The organism is Chitinophaga sp. 01L420 (assembly GCF_056399985.1).
Genome location: NZ_JBFTSK010000003.1, coordinates 192593 through 212271, shown reverse-complemented (window position 1 = coordinate 212271; position 19679 = coordinate 192593). Strand labels below are relative to the sequence as shown.

Below are 19679 nucleotides of genomic sequence, written 5' to 3'. Positions count from 1 at the left end.
CACGTTAAATACATTTATTGGTTTTCCAGTTGCAGACCGGCCAGGAGCTCCGGTAATTCCTGCTGCAAGAGTTCAAAAAACTCCCTTTCCTCTTTACGGATATGTGTTTCCAGGGCGTTTGCCAGTATGTCCATACAAGTATCCAGGTCTGTGCTATCCGTGAGGGTACTGTACATCCGGGAAATAACCAGGTGCTCTTCCTGTAATTCCCGTATCATAGCGTCAATAGCGGCATTTTTGCCGGCGCATTTCTCGAAGAGGTATTCTTCTTTCTGGATATGTGGTACCATCAGTTCCTGGAATACCTTTACTATATATTCAAATCTGGCCTGTGTTTCCAGTGGAAAGCCTTCGTACGGGGCTGCATCTTTTTTCAGGTAGCGGCATACAAATAAAAGGCGCTTGTGCTCATGCGACAAAGGAACTAAAGAAGGGTGACGTTGCATATAATAATATCAGGAAAGCTTTTTTGTGGCAGTATTATTTTTACGGTAAATGACAATCAATATAATACCACCAATCACCAGGAGTGTAGATATAATTTCCGCCTGTGTGGGATGAAAGCCGAAGATGTCATAACGGGTATCTACCCTTATCTTCTCTATAAAAAATCTTTCTACACCATTTAATATAAGGTATATACCAAATATTATTCCTGGTATTTTTATCTTTTTACGAATGCCCCAGAGCACAAAAAACAGTGCCAGGCATACAATGATCTCATATAACGGTGTAGGATATACGGCAATTGGTAATACTTTGCAATAGGGACCATCACAACCAGCTATCTGCACACCTTCTTTAATAACGTTGTGCGGATAACCGTAAGCGAAAAGCCAGTCGGGCATAAAGCCCAGTGCAGCTGGTTTTTCAAAGGCAGCATGTGGTATCTTTTCAACGTTGACATGCTGTTCCTCAACGAACCCGGCTAGCCGAAAGAACCCGACATTTTTCTGTGCAGCGTCCGTAAAGTTTGCAGGCGCCATTTTCACAGTATGCCCGGTATTAGTATCGATTGTATAGGCGCTGTTATAGATTCCCCAGTCGCCATCTCCTGAAAAATGACAACCCATCCTGCCGATGGCGTAAGCCAGCATCAATGCAGGAGCCGCGCTATCTATCAGTGCACGGATATTAAATTGCTTTTTGCGGGCATAGCTGATAATCACAATGGCTGCTACAATCAGGCCTCCGTAAAAGGTCAGTCCGCTGAAAGATAATAGGGCGCCAATCGGGTCCTGTACAAAGTCGTTCCAGTTTTCCAGATTATGGAAAATTTTGGCGCCGAGTAAACCGGCAATAGCCGCCATTACGATAATGTCGGGTACACGGTGATGGGGCATCACCATCACTGTTTGTTCTACTGGTTTGGACAATGCCTGTTTCTTCTTTGAATAATATTTATACCCCGCCATAGCAGCAGCTACCAGGATACCGGCGATCAGGCTGCCCTGACTGGAAAATACAAATGATTGCAGGTCAAGGGAAGCAGTATCCCATTGAAAAAATATGCCCAGTATCTTATATCCGATGATAAATCCTACCACCGCATTACCAATAATTTCCCCCTGGGTAGCAGGAAGTCCTACAACTACTTTCTCGGGAATACCTTTCAGTAATCCCTGTTGCTCATAGCGTTTCAGTTCACGCGTCAGGATATAGGCGCCGGCCAGGAAGGCCATGGCCACAAAAAAGCCAAACGTTTGTAAAATTTTAAAAACCGGAATCTCTAAGCCAAGCAGATCTCTGAACGCGTAATATAAATTAGGATACATAGCCGTAAAAAAATTGGTGATCTGAACTTTCCTATGAACAAAGCCGAATTTAATCAAAAGGAAAATCAAACCACCAAAGTACGATGCAATTTCGAATTTCTAAATTGGATTTTAGAAATGTGAATATTTAGCAATATTGCTCAAAAGCGTCGGCCAGGTTTGCAGCAATCATTTGCGCAGAACGACCTTCAATCATGTGACGCTCAATAAAGTGCACCAACTCACCATTTTTAAATAACGCAATCGCTGGAGAAGAAGGTGGGTAAGGCATCAGATGAGTACGGATTTGTCTTACTGCTTCTTCATCAAAACCTGCAAAGCTGGTCGTCAGCCTGTCTGGTTTCTTTTCGCTGTGTGCTACTGCCATCAGTACGCCCGGACGAGCAGTACCTGCAGAACAACCACATACTGAGTTGATTACTACCAGGGTAGTTCCGTCCTGCTTCAGTGTTTCGTCAACGCTATCTGCTGTCAGCAACTCCTGGAAACCATTATCTGTTAACTCCGCCTTTCTTGGCATTACTAATTCCGCTGGATACATATGTTATAGTTTTTTCTGTTTATATTTTTTACAAAGTTAATTATATGAAYCCAGAAAGTAAAAAAATGGATGAGTAATTAGACTTTTTGACATAATAACTACAATACAAATGACACAATGTCATAATCTGTAACCTTTTTACTAACAAAATAGCAGTTTTTACGGCATGGTATCCCATTTGATCTGTACCGGATATCAAACAAAAATTGATTTCACACTAAAAAACTTATAGAAACTATGACACACATTAAATTTAACCACAGCCCCCTTCCTAAATCATTTGGTGGAATTGTTGAAGACATCCTCAACGGAGGATTAAACAAATACGTGAAAGATGATTTTCTGACCAACGATTATTTTACCACACATCCTCCGGTAAATATCGTTGAAACACCAGAAGCCTTCTTGCTGGACGTAGTAGCACCAGGTTTCTCCAAAGAAGATTTTAAGATCAGCGCCGATGAAAAAGCGATCACTATCAGTGCGGAAAAGAAAGCTGAAACTAAAAACGATAGCGACAAACAAGTACGTCGCGAGTTTAGCTTCAAATCTTTCAAACGTTCATTTACCATCAGTGAGTTGGTAGATGCCGGCAAGATCAATGCAAAATATGATAACGGTGTCCTGAAAGTAACCCTTGGTAAAAAGGAAAACAAACAGGATGCTCCGAAAGAAATAGTAGTGGAATAAAATAGCTATTAGCCATTAGCTTTTAGCTATTAGGGAAATGCAGCGAAGATCATCATATATCATATGGTGGTCTTTGCTGTTTTTTTTATAAGAATACAACTAATGCAATCTCCGCTGCATTTCCCTAAAAGCTAATAGCTAAAAGCTAACAGCTGGTAAAATTCCCACGAACGTTGAATCTACTATAGTTTATTATACGATAATTTGCTTTCCTAAGCACGCAACAATGACAAAGCTCTTCCAGCAAGGCTGGTTATCTATAAAAAATATATACCTCAACACAGAGAAAGCAGTGATTGGGAATGTTATCCTTCATACGGAAAACACATACGAACAGGCAAAAATCAAACTCATTTTTGACTACGCTTTCTTCTATATCGTTCTGCTGATGAGTCTTCTTTTCATCAATATGCTCAGCCAAAACGTAGTGAACATGTTGCTCATCCCGCTGATGATCACCATCCTGATGGTTTGCCTTTTGATGCTGAGAAAAAGGGTCAGCGCCCGAAAAGTAGGCTTGTTAACTTCTTTCACCACCTTATGTATTCCCATCATTTCATCTTTCTTCAATAACCAGGATCTTAGTCCTAAATACACGCTGATATGGGTCATGAGCATATTACTCTGTTATATCACCGTTAATCTGACGACCGTGCTTATCTGGAGTCTGATCCTCTGCGGGTACCTGGTAGCCATTGCCTATGTGAAACTGAACAACATAGGTGTGTATGTAAGTCCGGGGTATTCTTCTGCCTTCCAGTACATCGCCAATCCTTTGATTGTTGGCATGTACCTGTTGTTCCTGATAAGGGCACTCGGACAGTATTACCGCAACATTATATCGATGGAGCAAAAGAGAACCGCGGAGAAACAGCAACAGCACTTATCGCTGATTAATCAGCACCTCACCAAACAATTTCTCCTGGTAAAAGGCTTTTCCCGCTCCGGTAAATCTGCTTTTTTAAAGGGAGAACTGGAATTGCTGGAAGTGTGTTTTACGGAAATAGAGAAGCAATGTGGTACTGCTATTGACTATCTCAATGATTCTAAGGAAGGATAGACCTACACATCTGTGTTATACAACAAAGCCAYCATATTAATACTATTTATATTATATGGAGAAGTAAATATTGCCATTTGCATCATTTTCGGACATAATGATAATATATTGTTGCTAATACAAGTATTTCTATTAAAATAAGATTAGAAAAAATTACAACTTTCGGGGCTTATCGATGGCTGCAGATAAGTATATCTTTGCAATCTCAATATTCATCTCCTATTTTCCTTATGCCCGATGAATATCATCTAACCTATGCCATGATAGGGCTTTCAGTAAAATGAAAGCCTTTTTTTATCATACTGAAAGAAAAAATGAAAAAAAATAAGCCCCCCGAATAATCGGGGGGCTTTCAGTAGGATTACTAACCCATTTTTTTAATAACCCAAAATCTTTAACATGCTCTGGGAAGTCTGCTCTTTCGCATACAACCAATCTTTCAGCTGACCGTTTTTGTCGTATCCTACAATCACATGCTTAGGCGAAGGTATGAGGCAGTGTTTAATACCACCGTACCCGCTGAGCTGATCCTGATACGCACCTGTATGGAAAAATCCTATATACAGCGGCTCGCCGGATGCCTGTTGCTTAGGCAGAAACACAGCATTAATATGTTCTTCAGATGTATAAAAATCGTATCCATCACAGGTAAGTCCACCGAGATGCACCTCCTGGTATTCCTGGTCCCATTTATTAATAGGTAACATCAGGAACTTTTCACCAATACCCCATGTATCAGGTAAAGTAGTAATGAAAGAGCTATCTATCATATACCAGGACTCCCTGTCATTCTGCATTTTTTCACCAATCACACTGTAAATTACAGCCCCACTTTCCCCTACAGTAAAGGAACCAAACTCTGTGTAAATGTTAGGTACAGGTACCTTATTCTTTTTACACATGCTTTTGATGTTGGCAACAATTTCGTTTACGATATAATTATAGTCGTAATCAAATCCTAAAGAGTGTTTAATCGGGAAACCGCCACCTACGTTAATGCTATCCAGTTCAGGACAGATCTTCTTCAGCTGGCAATAAAGGTTTATTACGCGGTTAAACTGGCTCCAGTAGTAGATATCATCCTTTATACCTTTGTTCATGAAGAAGTGAAGCATTTTCAGCTCAAACTTCTCATTCCCTTTAATTTTATCTACATAATACTCCAGGATATCACGGGGAGGTATACCAAGACGGGAAGTATAAAAATCAAAGCTTGGCTCCTCTTCTGCTGCCACGCGCAGCCCAAGTTTCACCTTATCCTTGATTCTGATGTTCCGTTTGTAATCTTCCAGCTCTTCTTTGTTATCCAGTACTGGTATTACATTCTTAAACCCACTGTTGATCAGTCGTGCAATAGACCTTGTGTAAGACTTGGTCTTAAAACCGTTACAGATCACGTAGGTTTCTTTGTTTATCTTCTTTCGTTCATATAACTTATTGACAATGTCAATGTCATAACCGAAGGAAGTTTCGATATGCACACCATGCTTCAGCGTTTCTTCCATAATAAAGGAGAAATGCGAGCTTTTGGTACAATAACAATAGAAATACTCTCCATCGTACCTGTTCTTCTTGATAGCATCATGGAACATCTTCTTCGCCTTGTTGATCTGCATCCCGATTTTAGGTAGGTAGGTCAACTTAAAGGGTGTTCCATACTTGTCAATCAAAGCCTTAATGTCCAAACCATTAAATTCCAGGTAGTTGTCTTTTACTTCAAAGCCCTCCTGGGGAAATTCAAAGGTCTGTTTAACGAGGTCTGTGTAGGTGTTGTTCATTTAGTACTGCAAATGAATTTTAGGAATTAGTAATAGAAAAAAATAACAGGATAACAATCCTTTTTTCCCTCACTGGGAAACTCCTGGTTTACACACCTACGTCAGTTCGAACCCCAGCAAAATAGGTTGCAAATCTAAATATTTTGTTGATTGCCACCTCAATTTTTTTCGGGAGGTATTCATTAAAAAAGCACAATTACCCGGGCAAATATACAAACAATTACAAACCAGGCAGTTAAATAATATTATTCAATATTTTATTTATCCCTGTTTCAATACTTCCATTGCCTGTTTTCCTTCGCAAAAAAGCAAGTCGAGGATACTAAGGCCGGGAATGAAGCCAGTACGCTCCTGGAATACCTGGGTATACTCCGGCTCTGTCTCCCCAGCTACGGCTCCCGGTAAAATACTTTCCCGGGCATCCGTTACACCGCTGACTTCCTTTTGATAGCTCTCTGTAAAGATCACCGGCATCTTAATGCCAAGCTTGCTGTTTACCCATTCGAAGCAGGCTATGTTCCAGTCAAGCAAAAAATCGAATGGCTTTTCAAACAGTTCCTGCAGGTCCGCTTCATAATATTCGAACCAGGGAGAACGCCGATAAGCAGACACGAGCGTTTTCCAATGCAGCCCCTGCCATTTCTCCTCATTGCTGATCCGGACATCCTTCATAACAGTCCTTTGATTTTTTCCTCTCGCCAAAGGCACACTTAAAATCATACGGCCATTTGGACCCGCAACATAACAACGGTTCCTGTAACTGAGCTTTTGATAGTGCTCATATTTCTCTATCTGTAATATATCGTATTTTACTAAAGCTTTATATGCATCAATTGGTGGAAAATACTGAGATTCAATCAGTAATACCTTCTCTCCTGCATTCTCTGTCATAATGTCAAAATTTTATAGCCATGCGTAGGAAAATGGTTCTCCTCACCTGACAATCACTTATACATAAATACTTAACAATTAACTTTAAGTAGATGATTAACAATTCATAGGGTTATTAATCATATGCTAAAATAATTAGCACACCACTATCTTCGTCAAAAGTTACCGAAATGCAAAAATACTAAAGAAATTAGTCGCTTTTTTGTTCATTTTTAGCGAACAGAGGAGGAAATGTGAAGATAATCTATTTTTTTAAAGAACTATTTTATTTATATGTGTTTTATACTTCATTCTTTAATCACCTCCCCCCTGATATAAAAACCCTCCGTTAAAAGTTTCCCAATTCAGATTCTCTTTTTTGATAACTAAAACCTTTGCAGTAGGTTTGACATAAATTAAAATACCTGGTCAGCCGATGAAAGTTTTCCGATTGTTAGTGGCAGTTTTTATGATTTGGGGAGTAGCAAGCTCTTGCGAAAAAACGAAAGATATCCAGTTCGTGAGGGTAGCTGGTATCGATTTGGATGAGATCGGTATGAGCAAAAGTATCGTACGGATGACCCTGGCATATTACAATCCTAATAACTTTCGCCTGCAACTAAAGGATGCGAATTTCGACCTGTTTTTTGATGATACCGAAGTCGGCCATTCCATGCAGGATACTACTATTTCTATTCCGGCCAGAGATACTTTTTACTTTCCGGTAAAACTGGAAGTAAATATGGCGAACGTATTTAAAAACGCATTGAGCGCTTTTGCCAATAAAGAAGTGACCATAAAAGCAACCGGCAATTGTAAAGTAGGTAAAGCAGGCATTTTTCTGCCCTTCCCTATTAAATGCGAAACCAGACAAGCCTTAAATTTCTTCTGATCCCTTATCACTCAACAAGGACATTATTTCCAAAATGTGACTGCTTTCCGCGATATTTCTAAGCGGAGACAACCTTAATCCGTTGCGTAAATAATTGAGGTCTTCCAGCAAATTTCCCGTCAATAAATCATGTTGCTTTGCCATCCACCAGGCAAGGGCAGTTTTAAGTGCAGCTGCTTTTACGCGAAAAGTACGCGGACTGTATCGTCCCGGATGCAGATGTATATAATTGTCCTTATCTGCTGCTAACCGTAATATCCACCTCGACGTATCGGATAATGTCAGAGTTGCATAATCATTTGTTTGTGCGAGGAACACTTCATAATCAGCGCGGTTGTGTACACCCGCCAACGCTAATTGGCCTCTTATTTCTTTGAAAATAGTTGTAGTGGGAAGATCACCGGCATACATATCCATTTGCGAGCCGCCGAGAGCCAGCAGGTGAAAATTGATGTCAGATGGATCTAAAAGAGAAAGCGTTTGCTGAAGTGCAGTGAGATGATGTTTCAGCGGGTTGAACAGGATGGGAATGGTGGTAACTTTAAATGTTTAAAAATAGCCTTTAGCTGCTGTTCTTCGGGTTTACCGCCGAACCAACCGCTAAAGGCTATCATTATATTAGTTCTTCTTCTCTTTTGCCATGCCGCCGCCATCTTCCGGCTTCTTGCAGCAGGTAGGCAGTTTCGCGTAAGACTCAGGATTGGCCGTAATATTATCTGCGTCATATCCTGCATTGGCGATACCTGTCTTGATATTCTCAATATTGGTACGGTCTGTCCAGTATTTAACAGTAGTGATGTGTTTTTTGAAATCAACTTTCACAGACTGCACACCTTCTTCGTGTGACATATATCTTTCAATACGATTCTTGCAGGATTCACACTGCACAGTGGGCGTGCTGATCTTAACAGTTTCAATCGACTTCTGTTTCTGTTGAGCCATAGCCATACCTACACTGGCTACCAGGAACAACATTACTAATTTTAGGATGCGCATAGTTGTAATATTAATACCCGAATATACAAAAAATGTGATATACAATTATGAACTACCTGCCCCACTGATCAGGTGCACTTCTCCAGGCTTGCAAAGTGGAAATTTCGTCTGCAGAAACAATCCCTTTTTCTTCCGCCAGCGCAATCATAGCGCCATAGTTACTGAGAGAATGGAAAGGAACACCTGCCGCTTCAAAAGCTTTCACCGCCACATCGAAACCGTAGTTAAAGATAGACACCATACCTATTACTTCACCACCTGCTGCACGAATGGCCTGTACGGCTTCCAGGCTGCTCTTGCCGGTAGAAATAAGATCTTCTATTACGACTACTGACTGACCTGGTTGTAAAACACCTTCAATCTGGTTACCCATGCCATGTTCTTTAGGCTTGGATCTCACATAAATAAAAGGCAGTTTCAACTGATCAGCTACCAGTGCACCATGCGGAATACCTGCTGTAGCTACTCCTGCAATCACTGCTGCATCCGGAAAAGTTTCGAATACCAGGTTGCACAACTCAGATTTAATATAGTCACGCACGTAAGGAAAAGATAAAATTTTCCTGTTATCGCAATATATCGGCGATTTCCAGCCGGAAGCCCATGTAAAGGGCTGTGCAGGACTTAATTTTACGGCCTGCACCTGCAGTAATTTTTCTGCAACTTGTTTTTCGCTAACTTTACTCATACAATCGCCAAAAGTAGTTTATTTCTACTATTTTACTAGAAAACTAGTAATTGAGTAAACTAGTAAAACAGCAAAATAGCTACCAGAAAGGAGTTTCCCCACCCCGAATATTTTACTTCCATATTACCAATTCAAATTTCCACGCTCTTTTTTATCTACTTATTCTGATCCTCGTTACATTTGCGGGATGCAAGCAACTATCACTATCTATCTCAACGAGCGGCCACTCTTATTGAGTGCAGATACAACCAATATTCCGGCTCAATTTGCAAAAGCGAAAGTGTACGATAACCCCGATCCCATCAAGATGGAAAGCGTATTACAGAAGCTGGAAGACGGGAAAAAGGAAGCAGCGGTTTTTATTGCACCAGATGTAAAACAACTCTTTAAAAAAGTATCCCTTCACTTCACYACACTCGTAGCTGCCGGTGGCTTAATTACCAACCCTGCCGGAGAAGTATTGATGATGTTCCGCAGAGGTAAATGGGATCTGCCAAAGGGCAAACAGGATCCGGGAGAAGACCTGGAAACCTGCGCACTACGTGAGGTAGCTGAAGAGACAGGCTTACATACCGTTTCACTGGAAAATAAGATTACAGAAACGTATCATTATTACCCAATGAAAAATAAAAAGGTATTAAAACATACCCATTGGTACCGTATGCTGTTTACAGGCACCGAGTTAACTGTACCACAAATAGAAGAAGATATACAGGATCTGGAATGGGTTAAACCGGAAAACGTAGACAAGTATCTGAAGTTTTCCTACGAAAATATCAGGGAAGTATTCAGGGCTTCTAACCTGTAGAAAGTTGTCAGCTGGTTATTTGCTGTAATAATTACCACATTAAATAACCAGCTGCTCATTGCCTGTTATGAAGCCATCAGCGATTCTGACCTTTATCGTTTGGCCAGAATCGCTACTGTAAGCCGGCTTACACATACCAGCTTATGCTGATCATCTGTAATACGGATATCCCAAACATGACTGTTGGCACCAATATGCAAAGGCCGGGCACAGGCATGTACATAGCCACTTCTCACACCTCTTACATGATTGGCATTAATTTCCATTCCAACACAAATCTGTTTTTCCGGATCAATAATTAGTCCCGATGCCATGCTGCCTACAGTTTCCGCCAGTGCTGCAGAAGCCCCACCGTGCAGTAAACCATATGGCTGCACTGTTCTGTGATCTACCGGCATCATCATTTTAAGATAATCCGGCCCTATTTCAGTGAACTCCATCCCCAGGCAGGTAGCCATAGTTGTTTCCCCCATTTCATTCAGCTGGTCCAGTGAAATTTTGGTATTATGCCAGATCGTTTTCATATCAATTACTTTAAAAAATTATTGCTTAACGCGCTTAATACCTTCCAGTACGGCTTTAGGAAGAAAAGGTGAGACATCTCCCCCATAACGGTAAAGATCTCTTACCAGGGTAGAAGCGATGCTTGAATACTGCGGCACAGTCGTTAAAAAAATAGTTTCAATTTCCGGCGCCACGGTGCGGTTTACGTCGGCAATTGCCTTTTCGTATTCAAAATCGCTTACGTAACGAATCCCCCTCAGAATGAAGCGGGCATCCAGTTTCTTACAAAAGTCAATCGTGAGTCCGGAGTAAGAAGCTACTTCTACCCGGGGATCATCTTTATAAATTTCCCGGATCCAGGCCATCCGCTCTTCCAGTGCAAACATAGGCGTTTTGCTACTGTTTACACCAATGCCAATCACCAGGCGATCAAACAAATCAAGCCCACGGTTAATTACATCCGTATGCCCCAGGGTAATGGGATCGAATGTACCTGGGAATAAACAAATCCTCATGACTTATAAATTATTTGTCAGCGTTTTAATGCTTCCCGGTTAATAAAAATAGAGAAAACCGTAGCACCATAATTTCTTTCAGAACGATAATAAGAATAGTCCTGGAACTTCTTGTGTTGTGTGTGCTCTACTATCAGCCAGCCTTCCGGATGAAGGAGTTCTTTCTCAAATACCAGTAATGGCAGCTGGTCCAGTGTTTCCATCATATAAGGAGGGTCAGCAAAGATCAGGTCAAATTTTTCTGTGCATTGCTGCAGGTACTTAAAAACGTCCATTTTTACCGTTTTCAGGGTAGAAATCCCTAAACCCAGGGCTGTTTTACTGATAAAGGCGGCCATTGCGGGATCTTTCTCCACTACTGTTATATCGGTTGCGCCTCTGGAAGCCAGCTCGTAGCTGATGCTTCCCGTACCTCCAAAAATATCAAGTGTTTTTAAAGATGGAATATCAAGGTTGTTCTCAATGATATTAAACAACCCTCCCTTGGCTAAATCTGTAGTAGGGCGGGTATGTGGCATTTTTGCAGGTGGTTGTATTTTTCGTCCTCCACTAGCTCCTCCGATTATACGCATAACGCTAACGCATATAAATTATGAAAATAATAACCCGGTATTTCCTGCATTTTGGTAATGTAGCTGAAACCCGGTAATCGTTGCATCCATTCCAGGTGTGGAATGAATTTGTACATTTCCTGGTATACGCCCGCATCTGTGACTACGGCTCCTCCCAGCTTTACCTTTACCAGCTGTTCATTAAGGCCCAGCTGACGCAGGATATTCACCACATTATATACCACGTCCAATCCTGTCTGGTAGTCGGACTCCTGTTGTATCAGGAGTTTACCACCGGCATATACAGTCACCGTGAAGCTGTGTTGTTCCACTTCTACAAAGGCCACCCCAGTTGCCGCATTGAAATCCAGGTCCATCGGATAGGATTGCAACAGGGCTGAATTGGCATGTATCACCAGGTCTGTTGAAAACTCTTTCCGCAAAAATCCCAGCAAATCCTTATCCACGCTGTAAATATTTACCATGGGCAATCCCGGCATCAAATCCGACAGGATAGCTTCCTGTACCTTTTCGGGCATAGCCAGGTGCAGGTAATCCTTTTTCATGGACGGCATATAATACAGATGAGGTACCAATACGCCGTTACCGGTATTAAAGGCCAGCAGTATTGATTTAAAGGCAGTAAACAGCAGTTTGTCTGTATCAAACACGTTCTCTATCATTTCCAGATCAGCCAGGGCCATCTTCCGGGGAGTAAAATGATAGGACTTCAATGCCAGAAATTTCTTAGCAACCGGATCATACACTACATAACTAAATGTTCCGCTTCCTACCAGTACTAATAAATAACAGGCAGTGAGGTCAGTTTCCAGCAGGGTTTCATCATCTACTGTAAATGCAGGATGGATGTTATAAGCCACGGGCATATTTTACCTTTCAAATGAATTACAATAATAATCTTTTTAGTTAATTGGTGAGGGCGTTTTGTTGTTTTATATGCGGCAGATGATCAACATATAGCTATATCTTTGTTTTTACACCCTCAATCAGCAAAAGATTCATGCAACTGGAAGTTACCACGCGGCAGATTATCAAAATAGCCGGACCTATATGCCTGGCACTCATTATCCCGCAGATCAATCACATCACCAATACTGCATTCCTGGGCCGCCTGGGGGAGTTTGAACTGGCAGCCAATGGCATTGCCGGAATCTACTACCTGGTTATGTACATGATTGCCTATGGTCTTAATAACGGGATGCAGGTGCTGATTGCCCGCAGAGCGGGGCAAGGCCAGTATGCAGGCATCGGGCAACTTTTTTCCAATGGGATACAGGTAGGCGTTTTCTTCTCCCTATTAGCCATTTTACTAACCCTCCTCGCTGCGCCCTGGTTCTTTTCCAAAAGTTTGCATGACCACCATATATATGAAGCAGCAGTTTCGTTTATACGTATCCGTATCTGGGGGCTCCCTTTTCTGATGCTGCTGAACATGGCCAATGCATTTTATATTGGCAGTGGACATTCTAAAGTATTGGCTGTTACATCGCTTTTCCAGGAGATAGTGAACATATTCTTTGATTACACCCTCATTTTTGGTAAGCTGGGCTTCGTGGCAATGGGGTTGAATGGTGCAGCTACCGCTTCAGTAATTGCAGAAGTGACGGGCTGTGGTGTGGCTTTCAGTATTTTGTTTATCCGGCGTTACCACCTGGAATACAGCTTATTCAGCTATCTCCGGTTGAACTGGAGCATTGTTAAGAACATCCTGAATGTATCGGCTCCGTTGATTGTGCAGTTTCTTTTCAGTATAGGCAGTTGGTTTGTTTTCTTCATATTTATAGAGCATCTGGGCGAAAGACCACTGGCGGTATCCAATATGCTCCGCAGTATTTTCGGGTTCTTCGGCATATTTACCTGGGCGCTGGCAGCCGCCTGTAATACGATGGTGAGTAATATTATTGGTCAGGGCCGGCCGGAGCTGGTGTTTACCGTTATCCGGAAAATTGTGGTCATTAGCCTGGGCTGTGCTGCTACGGTGTGTATACTCGTTAACCTGTTTCCCTACACCTTACTCCATATTTATACCAACAATGCCGACCTGATTACGGCCTCCATTCCTTCTATACGTATCATTACGCTGAGTACTATTTTGATGGCAGTGGCGGCTGTGGTGATGAGCGGTGTGATAGGTACCGGCAATACCCGTATGAACCTGATAACAGAAATCGCAGCCGTGATAGGCTACCTGCTCTATTGTGATATTGTTATTGAAAGAATGCGCAGCGAGCTGCAATGGGCCTGGGGAGCAGATTTCATTTACTGGACCATCATTTTCGCGATGAGTTACTGGTATCTGCGTAGCGGCAAATGGAAAGGAAAAGAGATATAGTGGGAATAGCTGTTAGCCATTAGCTTTTAGCTTTTAGAAAATGTTATGTTAATCAATCGCTGCATTTCCTAAAAGCTAAAAGCTAATGGCTAACAGCTATTCCTACTGTAGATCATCCAGCATTTTCTTGCAATCCACCTTGATACTGGCATCGTCATAAACGATATTACGGAGTGTTAATGCTTTTTTGAGTATTTCAATTGCTTTTTCCTGCTGATCATTTCCCTTGTAGGCGCGGGCGAGTTCATAATAGTTGAGCAGGAAAGCCGGATCCAGTTGCCGGCATTTCTCATAATTGTTGATAGCGTTTTGGAGAGAACCATCGGGTAAGCCACCGAAGAGCATTTTGGCAGCACCTCTTTCAAAAGCATTCAGATTAGCCACTTCAAAATTCCATTTACCTAACACGTGATAAGCCTGTGCAAGGGAAGGATTGAATTTAATGGCCAATTCTGCATATTTCTTTACGTCTTTAGAAGCAGCGACTTTATCTTTTGCGCCCGAGATCAATGCCATGCGGCCCATGGCAATGGCCATAGACAGATTAGCATCCGGGCTGTTTGGATTTACTTTCAGGGCTTGCTGTGCATAGCTTTTAGCCTGATTGAAGTAGTTGATCTTTTCATCTTTGGTCTTTTGCCGGTTGCCTATGCGTGCACATAACTGGCTGGCCTGATTCAGGGCATCCAATTCGGCAGGTTGTATTTTCAGGATGTCTTTATCTTTCTCGAATGCTTCGTTCTCTTTCATTTGTTTTTCCAGCTGCCTGGCTTCTTCCACCATTTCACTGACACTCTGCGCCTTTACAAACAAGGCTGCAGATAACAAAAAGCAAACTGCCATGATCCGTTTCAACATAGGACAGGTTTTACAGCGTGTAAAATTTGTTGATTAACTAGTAGCTATAAATTTACGAAAATTACAAATGAGATACATCATTCCTATTCCAAAAAACGGGGACTCAGTAATCTTTCTCCAGGGAAACAAGTGAGTTGCGGATAGCCGCGCCCATAGGCGGGTTCATTTTACGGAGACTAACAATGCTGTGTTGGATATCCGGATATCGTTGCTTCAGCGCATCGGATAATTCGTATACCACTTCTTCCAGTAAGGGCCGGGGTATTGCCATAACTGTTTTAGCGACTTCATAAATGCCCTGATAATTCACGGTTTCAGACAAATCGTCTACCGGCACGGTACCGGGTATACGAACGGCTACATCCAGTATGAAGTGATTACCAATAATCGTTTCTTCCGGGTATAAGCCGTGATAGGCATAGAAAGTAGCCTGTTCGAGGGCAATAGTGAGCATAAAAGAGAAATTACGAATTACGAAATTACGAATTACAAATTTGTGGGGACCTACCTTAAAGTTGTTTTCCCGCAAATTCGTAATTCGTAAATCGTAATTGTTCTATTATTGGTGGTGTTCTTTTGCTGATAAGTATCTTTCTGCGTCCAGGGCAGCCATACATCCGCTACCGGCAGCAGTTACCGCCTGGCGGTAAATTTTATCCTGTACGTCACCGCAGGCAAATACGCCTTCTACCGTGGTGCGGCTGGAGCCGGGTACAGTTACGATATAATCCTGTTCATCCAGTTCCAGGTAATCTTTGAAGATGCTGGAATTAGGCTGATGTCCGATGGCTACGAAAAATGCGCTTACTGGTACATCTTTCTTTTCCTGTGTTTTATTGTTCAGGATCCTGATGCCTTCTACTTTCTTATCTCCTAATACTTCATCGGTTTCTGAGTTCCAGTAAACGATGATGTTGGATGTTTTCAGTACGCGGTCCTGCATTACTTTGGAAGCGCGCATTTCATGGCGGCGTACCAGCATATGCACGGTACTGCACATTTTAGAAAGGTAGAGTGCTTCTTCAGCAGCGGTATCACCGGCGCCTACAATCGCAACTTCCTTACCACGGAAAAAGAATCCATCGCAAACGGCGCAGGCAGAAACACCACTACCGTTCAGGCGTTGTTCTGAAGGAAGGCCCAGCCATTTGGCAGAAGCACCTGTAGCGATGATGATCGCATCCGCAGTGATTTCCTTCTCTTCATCAATAATAACTTTATAAGGTTGTTTGCTGAAATCCACGGATGTAGCTATACCATAACGGATATCAGCGCCCATGCGGGTTGCCTGTTTTTCAAAGTCCACCATCATTTCAGGACCCTGAATACCTTCCGGATAACCAGGATAGTTTTCAACTTCTGTGGTGATGGTTAATTGTCCGCCGGGTTGAATACCCTGATATAATACTGGTTTAAGGTTGGCTCTTGCGGCATAAATAGCAGCGGTGTAACCGGCAGGTCCGGAACCGATGATCAGTAAATGCACATGCTCTTGTTGCTTGTTTTCCATACTTTTTTTGCTGTATAATTACTTGCTAATAATAATCGTTTTATAGGTTACTGCGTAACCTCCCCAGTAGCCTAATGCACCGGGTACATTCCCGAGTATTTTTGTAGGTGATGAGAATGGATTGCCATTACTGTTATATGCAAAATCGACTGTTCGCCAGAAATCCCAGGTTGCTTTGTCAATATTACAAAACTTCATGGTTACTGTATCTCCCAGGTTGARGAATGCATATGTTGCCAGATCCAGCCTTTCATTCTTATTAACGCCTGCGTCCACAGGAATTTCAAATGTTGTGCCGTTCACCAGCTGATCGTCTACTACGGAGGTCAGTCCGGGTAAAAACGGCTCGTTATTACGGCCGGTAAAGTAGCGGCCATAGTTACCAAATGTGGGCGAATCTGTTACCCGCACCCATAAGCGGGCCATCGAACTATCATTATCCAGCTTCACCAGCGACCACCAGATCGAGTCAAGTTTCAGTCCCGGTGTTGGGATGGTTGTCACGGACTTATATGCCTTATTGTCAGCATTAATGTTCAGGGTGTAAATGCCTGCCACTTTTCCAGTAAAGTTATTGGCTGGCTGGCTGACATCCGGTATATATGCAAAGAGCTTCATTCCTCCCGTGTCTATCGATTGTTCGACCAGCTTCATGGTTTTAGTACCATCAGTAACTGTTACCACTGCGTTATGTACAAAGGAGTGCTGTAAAGTGGCCTGATCTATTGCGGCAAAATAGTTCAGGCTGTGTGTAAGTATCACGATGGGATAATTACCATTCTCGAACCGGCCTTCCACCACCAGTTGCGGCTCGTTCCCTGGCAGGTTCACAGAGATATCTTTTTCGCAGGCGGAAAAGATCAGTGTGACCAGTATAAGGAAGAGCGTATTGCGCATAGTATGCAAAAATAAGGGGTGTGAACTAAATAAAAACACCGGCCATGTATTTACAAGGCCGGTGTTCTTATAGAATAAAGAGGATTAGTAGATTTATTCAATTGGTTATTTTGTTATTTACCTATTTAAATATCAAAATAACCAACGGAGTAAAAGGATTATCCCAGGTAAGATTTCAATGCGCCACTATAGCGGGCTTTCTGGAGCCTTTTGATAGCACGTTCTTTAATCTGCCTGATTCTTTCTTTAGTCAGATCATATTTCTGACCGATTTGTTCGATTGTTGCGCCGTTTTCACCATCCAGACCGAAATAAGCATTCACAATTTCAGCTTCGCGTGGACTCAGGGATTTCAGGACCCTACGTATTTCCTCGCGGAGTGAATCTCTCATAACGTCATCATCAGTAATATCTCCACCTTCCAGCAAATCGCCCATTGCTACGTCTTCTGCCTCGTGCACGGGTGCATCCAATGACATGTGGCGGGTATTGCTTTGGAAAATATTGTTTATTTCTGATTCAGACATCTCCAGGATTTCTGCGAGTTCCTCGGTAGAAGGCTCACGCTCGTTTTCCTGCTCAAATGCCATGTAAGCTTTGTTAGCTTTATTATAGGTGCCAATTTTGTTTTGCGGAAGACGAACAAGACGACCCTGTTCAGCTAACGCCTGCAGTATGGATTGGCGAATCCACCAAACTGCATAAGAAATGAATTTGAAACCTTTTGTTTCATCGAAACGTTGTGCCGCCTTGATCAAGCCAAGATTACCCTCGTTAATAAGGTCACTGAGGCTGAGCCCCTGGTGCTGATACTGCTTTGCAACAGAAACAACGAAACGTAAGTTTCCTGTAGTCAATCTTTCAAGAGCCTTTTGATCGCCCATTTTAATGCGTTGCGCCAAAACGGTCTCCTCCTCGGGTGTTAACAAAGGGATCTTCGAGATTTCCTGCAGGTACTTTTCTACCGCCTGCGAATCACGATTGGTGATCTGGGTGGCAATTTTAAGTTGCCTCATATGAAAAATTGTATTGGTTTATAAATAAAATAACAGCGAAAGAAATTTTTTGTTCGAATTTTTAAAATTATTAACTTACAAAGTTTCCCGCGCTTTATCCTTTTGATTCAAAATAAGTCTGCAAAGATCGTGCTAACCAATCACTCTACCAAATCCTTCTTATATTTGCCAGCCATATAACAAAGTACAGTTTTATAACGGAATTTTATAGTGCTTTAGTCGCTGTATTGCGATGGTTTATACAAATTTTAACAATTGATAAAGAATCATATTTAAATTAACATCTTAACTAATTTAATTGTTAAGCCGTTGCAAAATTTTCAATAAAATGATTGACTTTAGAAGCGACACTTTTACACGTCCCGGTCCTGGCATGTTACAGGCCATGCTACAGGCAGAAACCGGTGATGACGTTTTCGGTGAAGATCCCAGCATCAACAAATTGGAAGCCATGATGGCAGCTTATTTTGGCAAAGAGGCAGCCTTGTACTGCCCTTCCGGCACAATGAGTAACCAGATTGCCATTAAAGTACATACGTTGCCAGGGGATGAAGTGGTTTGCAGTAATCTTGCTCATGTATATATTTATGAAGGTGGCGGCATTGCATTCAATTCAGGCGCACAGGTACATCCCCTTATTGGCGACCGGGGCATGATCCGCGCTGCACAGGTAGAAGCAGCCATCAATCCGGATGATGTACATAAAGCACATACCAGTCTTGTATGTATTGAAAATACTTCCAACCGTGGTGGCGGATGCTGCTACGATTGGGAAGAAATGGTAAAAATCGGCGACGTTTGTAAAGAACACGGACTCGCACTGCACCTGGATGGCGCCCGCCTCTTCAACGCACTGGTAGCCACCGGCCAGGATCCAACCACCTACGGACAACTATTTGACAGCATCTCCGTTTGCCTTAATAAAGGAATGGGCTGTCCCATGGGTTCTGTATTAATTGGCAATGAAGCCTTTATCAAATCCGCCAGACGTATCCGCAAGAAACTGGGTGGTGGCCTCCGGCAGGCTGGCTTTATGGCAGCTACCGGCATTTACGCCATGGAAAACAATATAGCACGACTGGCAGAAGATCATCAACATGCCAAGCAACTTGCACAGGCTTTGCTGGAGAAATCTTTCGTAGGTCATATGCTGCCGGTAGAAACCAATATCGTCATCTTTGAAGTAAAGGATGACTGGACGCCACAGCACTTTGCTGACTACCTGAAAAGAGAAGGCATCCTTGTAATGGCTATCTCTCCCACACAGGTAAGAATAGTAACGCACCTGGATGTAACACCGGAGATGATTAATACTACCTGCGAAGTGATCGCAGCGATGATGTGAGATTTCGGGTAGCAATCAGCCATTCCCTTAAT

General features: G+C 42.3%; 23 protein-coding genes. 6 read left to right on the top strand and 17 right to left on the bottom strand.

The window, feature by feature from the left end:
• Nucleotides 1–14: 14 nt before the first annotated feature.
• The 3 genes from AC1DP6_RS04855 to AC1DP6_RS04845 form a co-directional block, all read right to left on the bottom strand.
• Nucleotides 15–446 (bottom strand): hemerythrin domain-containing protein, encoded by a 432-nt coding sequence (locus tag AC1DP6_RS04855; protein WP_477053817.1) that lies wholly within the window; start codon nt 444–446, stop codon nt 15–17.
• Nucleotides 447–455: 9 nt separating this feature from the next.
• Complete coding sequence (locus AC1DP6_RS04850) at nt 456–1775, bottom strand: prolipoprotein diacylglyceryl transferase (protein WP_477053816.1); 1320 nt, start codon at nt 1773–1775, stop codon at nt 456–458.
• A 127-nt stretch (nt 1776–1902) separates the two neighbouring features.
• A complete protein-coding gene (locus AC1DP6_RS04845) occupies nt 1903–2316 on the bottom strand; it encodes a BrxA/BrxB family bacilliredoxin (protein ID WP_133811681.1) in 414 nt (137 codons plus the stop codon).
• Nucleotides 2317–2553: 237 nt separating this feature from the next.
• On the opposite strand from AC1DP6_RS04845, the gene AC1DP6_RS04840 reads away from it, so the two are divergent.
• Together AC1DP6_RS04840 and AC1DP6_RS04835 are read left to right on the top strand one after the other, a co-directional pair.
• Nucleotides 2554–3006, top strand: a complete 453-nt coding sequence (locus AC1DP6_RS04840) for an Hsp20/alpha crystallin family protein (protein ID WP_477053815.1) — start codon at nt 2554–2556, stop codon at nt 3004–3006.
• Between the two features lie 226 nt (nt 3007–3232).
• Nucleotides 3233–4066, top strand: coding sequence for a hypothetical protein (locus AC1DP6_RS04835; RefSeq protein ID WP_477053814.1), 834 nt, complete (start codon nt 3233–3235; stop codon nt 4064–4066).
• Between the two features lie 377 nt (nt 4067–4443).
• Here the strand turns inward: AC1DP6_RS04835 and AC1DP6_RS04830 are convergent, their stop codons facing one another.
• Both AC1DP6_RS04830 and AC1DP6_RS04825 read right to left on the bottom strand, forming a co-directional pair.
• A complete protein-coding gene (locus tag AC1DP6_RS04830; RefSeq protein ID WP_477053813.1) occupies nt 4444–5844 on the bottom strand; it encodes a type III PLP-dependent enzyme domain-containing protein in 1401 nt (466 codons plus the stop codon).
• Between the two features lie 261 nt (nt 5845–6105).
• Nucleotides 6106–6735, bottom strand: a complete 630-nt coding sequence (locus AC1DP6_RS04825; RefSeq protein WP_477053812.1) for a WbqC family protein — start codon at nt 6733–6735, stop codon at nt 6106–6108.
• 415 nt (nt 6736–7150) lie between these two features.
• Here AC1DP6_RS04825 and AC1DP6_RS04820 point away from each other — a divergent pair, with 415 nt between their 5' ends.
• On the top strand, nt 7151–7606 hold the full coding sequence (locus tag AC1DP6_RS04820) for an LEA/WHy family protein (RefSeq protein WP_477026229.1): 456 nt from the start codon (nt 7151–7153) through the stop codon (nt 7604–7606).
• Here the strand turns inward: AC1DP6_RS04820 and AC1DP6_RS04815 are convergent.
• The 3 genes from AC1DP6_RS04815 to pyrE all read right to left on the bottom strand — a co-directional run bounded on the left by AC1DP6_RS04815 (nt 7592) and on the right by pyrE (nt 9290).
• Nucleotides 7592–8023: a hypothetical protein gene (locus tag AC1DP6_RS04815; protein WP_477053811.1), complete on the bottom strand. Its 432-nt coding sequence runs from the start codon at nt 8021–8023 to the stop codon at nt 7592–7594. The genes AC1DP6_RS04820 and AC1DP6_RS04815 overlap by 15 nt on opposite strands.
• 201 nt (nt 8024–8224) lie before the next feature.
• Complete coding sequence (locus AC1DP6_RS04810) at nt 8225–8602, bottom strand: heavy-metal-associated domain-containing protein (protein WP_477053810.1); 378 nt, start codon at nt 8600–8602, stop codon at nt 8225–8227.
• A 52-nt stretch (nt 8603–8654) separates the two neighbouring features.
• Nucleotides 8655–9290: an orotate phosphoribosyltransferase gene (gene pyrE, locus AC1DP6_RS04805; RefSeq protein ID WP_477053809.1), complete on the bottom strand. Its 636-nt coding sequence runs from the start codon at nt 9288–9290 to the stop codon at nt 8655–8657.
• Nucleotides 9291–9477: 187 nt separating this feature from the next.
• On the opposite strand from pyrE, the gene AC1DP6_RS04800 reads away from it, so the two are divergent.
• Nucleotides 9478–10098, top strand: a complete 621-nt coding sequence (locus AC1DP6_RS04800) for an NUDIX hydrolase (protein WP_477053808.1) — start codon at nt 9478–9480, stop codon at nt 10096–10098.
• Nucleotides 10099–10190: 92 nt separating this feature from the next.
• Here the strand turns inward: AC1DP6_RS04800 and AC1DP6_RS04795 are convergent, their stop codons facing one another.
• Genes AC1DP6_RS04795 through AC1DP6_RS04780 form a run of 4 tightly spaced genes read right to left on the bottom strand, consistent with a single transcriptional unit; the run spans nt 10191 to nt 12549 of the window.
• Entirely contained in the window at nt 10191–10622 is a 432-nt protein-coding gene (locus AC1DP6_RS04795) for a hotdog fold thioesterase (RefSeq protein ID WP_441571783.1), read from the bottom strand.
• 18 nt (nt 10623–10640) lie between these two features.
• A complete protein-coding gene (gene coaD / locus AC1DP6_RS04790) occupies nt 10641–11117 on the bottom strand; it encodes a pantetheine-phosphate adenylyltransferase (RefSeq protein WP_441571784.1) in 477 nt (158 codons plus the stop codon).
• A 17-nt stretch (nt 11118–11134) separates the two neighbouring features.
• Nucleotides 11135–11689, bottom strand: a complete 555-nt coding sequence (locus AC1DP6_RS04785) for an RsmD family RNA methyltransferase (RefSeq protein WP_477053807.1) — start codon at nt 11687–11689, stop codon at nt 11135–11137.
• A complete protein-coding gene (locus AC1DP6_RS04780) occupies nt 11680–12549 on the bottom strand; it encodes a DUF3822 family protein (protein ID WP_477053806.1) in 870 nt (289 codons plus the stop codon). Before AC1DP6_RS04780 ends, AC1DP6_RS04785 begins: the two co-directional genes overlap by 10 nt.
• Before the next feature lie 140 nt (nt 12550–12689).
• Between AC1DP6_RS04780 and AC1DP6_RS04775 the strand changes: the two genes are divergently transcribed.
• On the top strand, nt 12690–14021 hold the full coding sequence (locus tag AC1DP6_RS04775; protein WP_477053805.1) for an MATE family efflux transporter: 1332 nt from the start codon (nt 12690–12692) through the stop codon (nt 14019–14021).
• A gap of 102 nt (nt 14022–14123) precedes the next feature.
• Here AC1DP6_RS04775 and AC1DP6_RS04770 read toward each other — a convergent pair whose 3' ends face one another.
• From AC1DP6_RS04770 to AC1DP6_RS04750, 5 genes are all read right to left on the bottom strand, one after another.
• Entirely contained in the window at nt 14124–14879 is a 756-nt protein-coding gene (locus tag AC1DP6_RS04770; RefSeq protein ID WP_477053804.1) for a hypothetical protein, read from the bottom strand.
• Between the two features lie 103 nt (nt 14880–14982).
• Nucleotides 14983–15333: a dihydroneopterin aldolase gene (locus AC1DP6_RS04765; protein ID WP_441571789.1), complete on the bottom strand. Its 351-nt coding sequence runs from the start codon at nt 15331–15333 to the stop codon at nt 14983–14985.
• A gap of 105 nt (nt 15334–15438) precedes the next feature.
• Nucleotides 15439–16389 carry a thioredoxin-disulfide reductase gene (gene trxB / locus AC1DP6_RS04760; protein WP_477053803.1) on the bottom strand — a complete coding sequence of 317 codons (951 nt, stop codon included), beginning with the start codon at nt 16387–16389 and terminating at the stop codon, nt 15439–15441.
• An 18-nt stretch (nt 16390–16407) separates the two neighbouring features.
• Complete coding sequence (locus tag AC1DP6_RS04755) at nt 16408–17286, bottom strand: DUF4249 domain-containing protein (RefSeq protein WP_477053802.1); 879 nt, start codon at nt 17284–17286, stop codon at nt 16408–16410.
• Between the two features lie 158 nt (nt 17287–17444).
• Nucleotides 17445–18302, bottom strand: a complete 858-nt coding sequence (locus tag AC1DP6_RS04750; RefSeq protein WP_012793808.1) for a sigma-70 family RNA polymerase sigma factor — start codon at nt 18300–18302, stop codon at nt 17445–17447.
• 328 nt (nt 18303–18630) lie between these two features.
• Between AC1DP6_RS04750 and AC1DP6_RS04745 the strand changes: the two genes are divergently transcribed.
• Nucleotides 18631–19647, top strand: a complete 1017-nt coding sequence (locus tag AC1DP6_RS04745) for a threonine aldolase family protein (protein ID WP_477053801.1) — start codon at nt 18631–18633, stop codon at nt 19645–19647.
• The last annotated feature ends 32 nt before the right edge of the window (nt 19648–19679 follow it).

Excerpts from the sequence above, each read along its gene's own strand:
- pyrE (WP_477053809.1), bottom strand. The coding sequence starts at position 9,290 with ATGAGTAAAGTTAGCGAAAAACAAGTTGCAGAAAAATTACTGCAGGTG.
- AC1DP6_RS04840 (WP_477053815.1), top strand. The coding sequence starts at position 2,554 with ATGACACACATTAAATTTAACCACAGCCCCCTTCCTAAATCATTTGGT.
- AC1DP6_RS04815 (WP_477053811.1), bottom strand. The coding sequence starts at position 8,023 with ATGGATATGTATGCCGGTGATCTTCCCACTACAACTATTTTCAAAGAA.
- AC1DP6_RS04830 (WP_477053813.1), bottom strand. The coding sequence starts at position 5,844 with ATGAACAACACCTACACAGACCTCGTTAAACAGACCTTTGAATTTCCC.
- AC1DP6_RS04765 (WP_441571789.1), bottom strand. The coding sequence starts at position 15,333 with ATGCTCACTATTGCCCTCGAACAGGCTACTTTCTATGCCTATCACGGC.
- AC1DP6_RS04795 (WP_441571783.1), bottom strand. The coding sequence starts at position 10,622 with ATGAAAACGATCTGGCATAATACCAAAATTTCACTGGACCAGCTGAAT.
- AC1DP6_RS04845 (WP_133811681.1), bottom strand. The coding sequence starts at position 2,316 with ATGTATCCAGCGGAATTAGTAATGCCAAGAAAGGCGGAGTTAACAGAT.
- AC1DP6_RS04825 (WP_477053812.1), bottom strand. The coding sequence starts at position 6,735 with ATGACAGAGAATGCAGGAGAGAAGGTATTACTGATTGAATCTCAGTAT.
- AC1DP6_RS04850 (WP_477053816.1), bottom strand. The coding sequence starts at position 1,775 with ATGTATCCTAATTTATATTACGCGTTCAGAGATCTGCTTGGCTTAGAG.
- AC1DP6_RS04750 (WP_012793808.1), bottom strand. The coding sequence starts at position 18,302 with ATGAGGCAACTTAAAATTGCCACCCAGATCACCAATCGTGATTCGCAG.
- AC1DP6_RS04770 (WP_477053804.1), bottom strand. The coding sequence starts at position 14,879 with ATGTTGAAACGGATCATGGCAGTTTGCTTTTTGTTATCTGCAGCCTTG.
- AC1DP6_RS04785 (WP_477053807.1), bottom strand. The coding sequence starts at position 11,689 with ATGCGTATAATCGGAGGAGCTAGTGGAGGACGAAAAATACAACCACCT.
- AC1DP6_RS04775 (WP_477053805.1), top strand. The coding sequence starts at position 12,690 with ATGCAACTGGAAGTTACCACGCGGCAGATTATCAAAATAGCCGGACCT.
- AC1DP6_RS04820 (WP_477026229.1), top strand. The coding sequence starts at position 7,151 with ATGAAAGTTTTCCGATTGTTAGTGGCAGTTTTTATGATTTGGGGAGTA.
- AC1DP6_RS04745 (WP_477053801.1), top strand. The coding sequence starts at position 18,631 with ATGATTGACTTTAGAAGCGACACTTTTACACGTCCCGGTCCTGGCATG.
- coaD (WP_441571784.1), bottom strand. The coding sequence starts at position 11,117 with ATGAGGATTTGTTTATTCCCAGGTACATTCGATCCCATTACCCTGGGG.
- AC1DP6_RS04835 (WP_477053814.1), top strand. The coding sequence starts at position 3,233 with ATGACAAAGCTCTTCCAGCAAGGCTGGTTATCTATAAAAAATATATAC.
- AC1DP6_RS04810 (WP_477053810.1), bottom strand. The coding sequence starts at position 8,602 with ATGCGCATCCTAAAATTAGTAATGTTGTTCCTGGTAGCCAGTGTAGGT.
- trxB (WP_477053803.1), bottom strand. The coding sequence starts at position 16,389 with ATGGAAAACAAGCAACAAGAGCATGTGCATTTACTGATCATCGGTTCC.
- AC1DP6_RS04855 (WP_477053817.1), bottom strand. The coding sequence starts at position 446 with ATGCAACGTCACCCTTCTTTAGTTCCTTTGTCGCATGAGCACAAGCGC.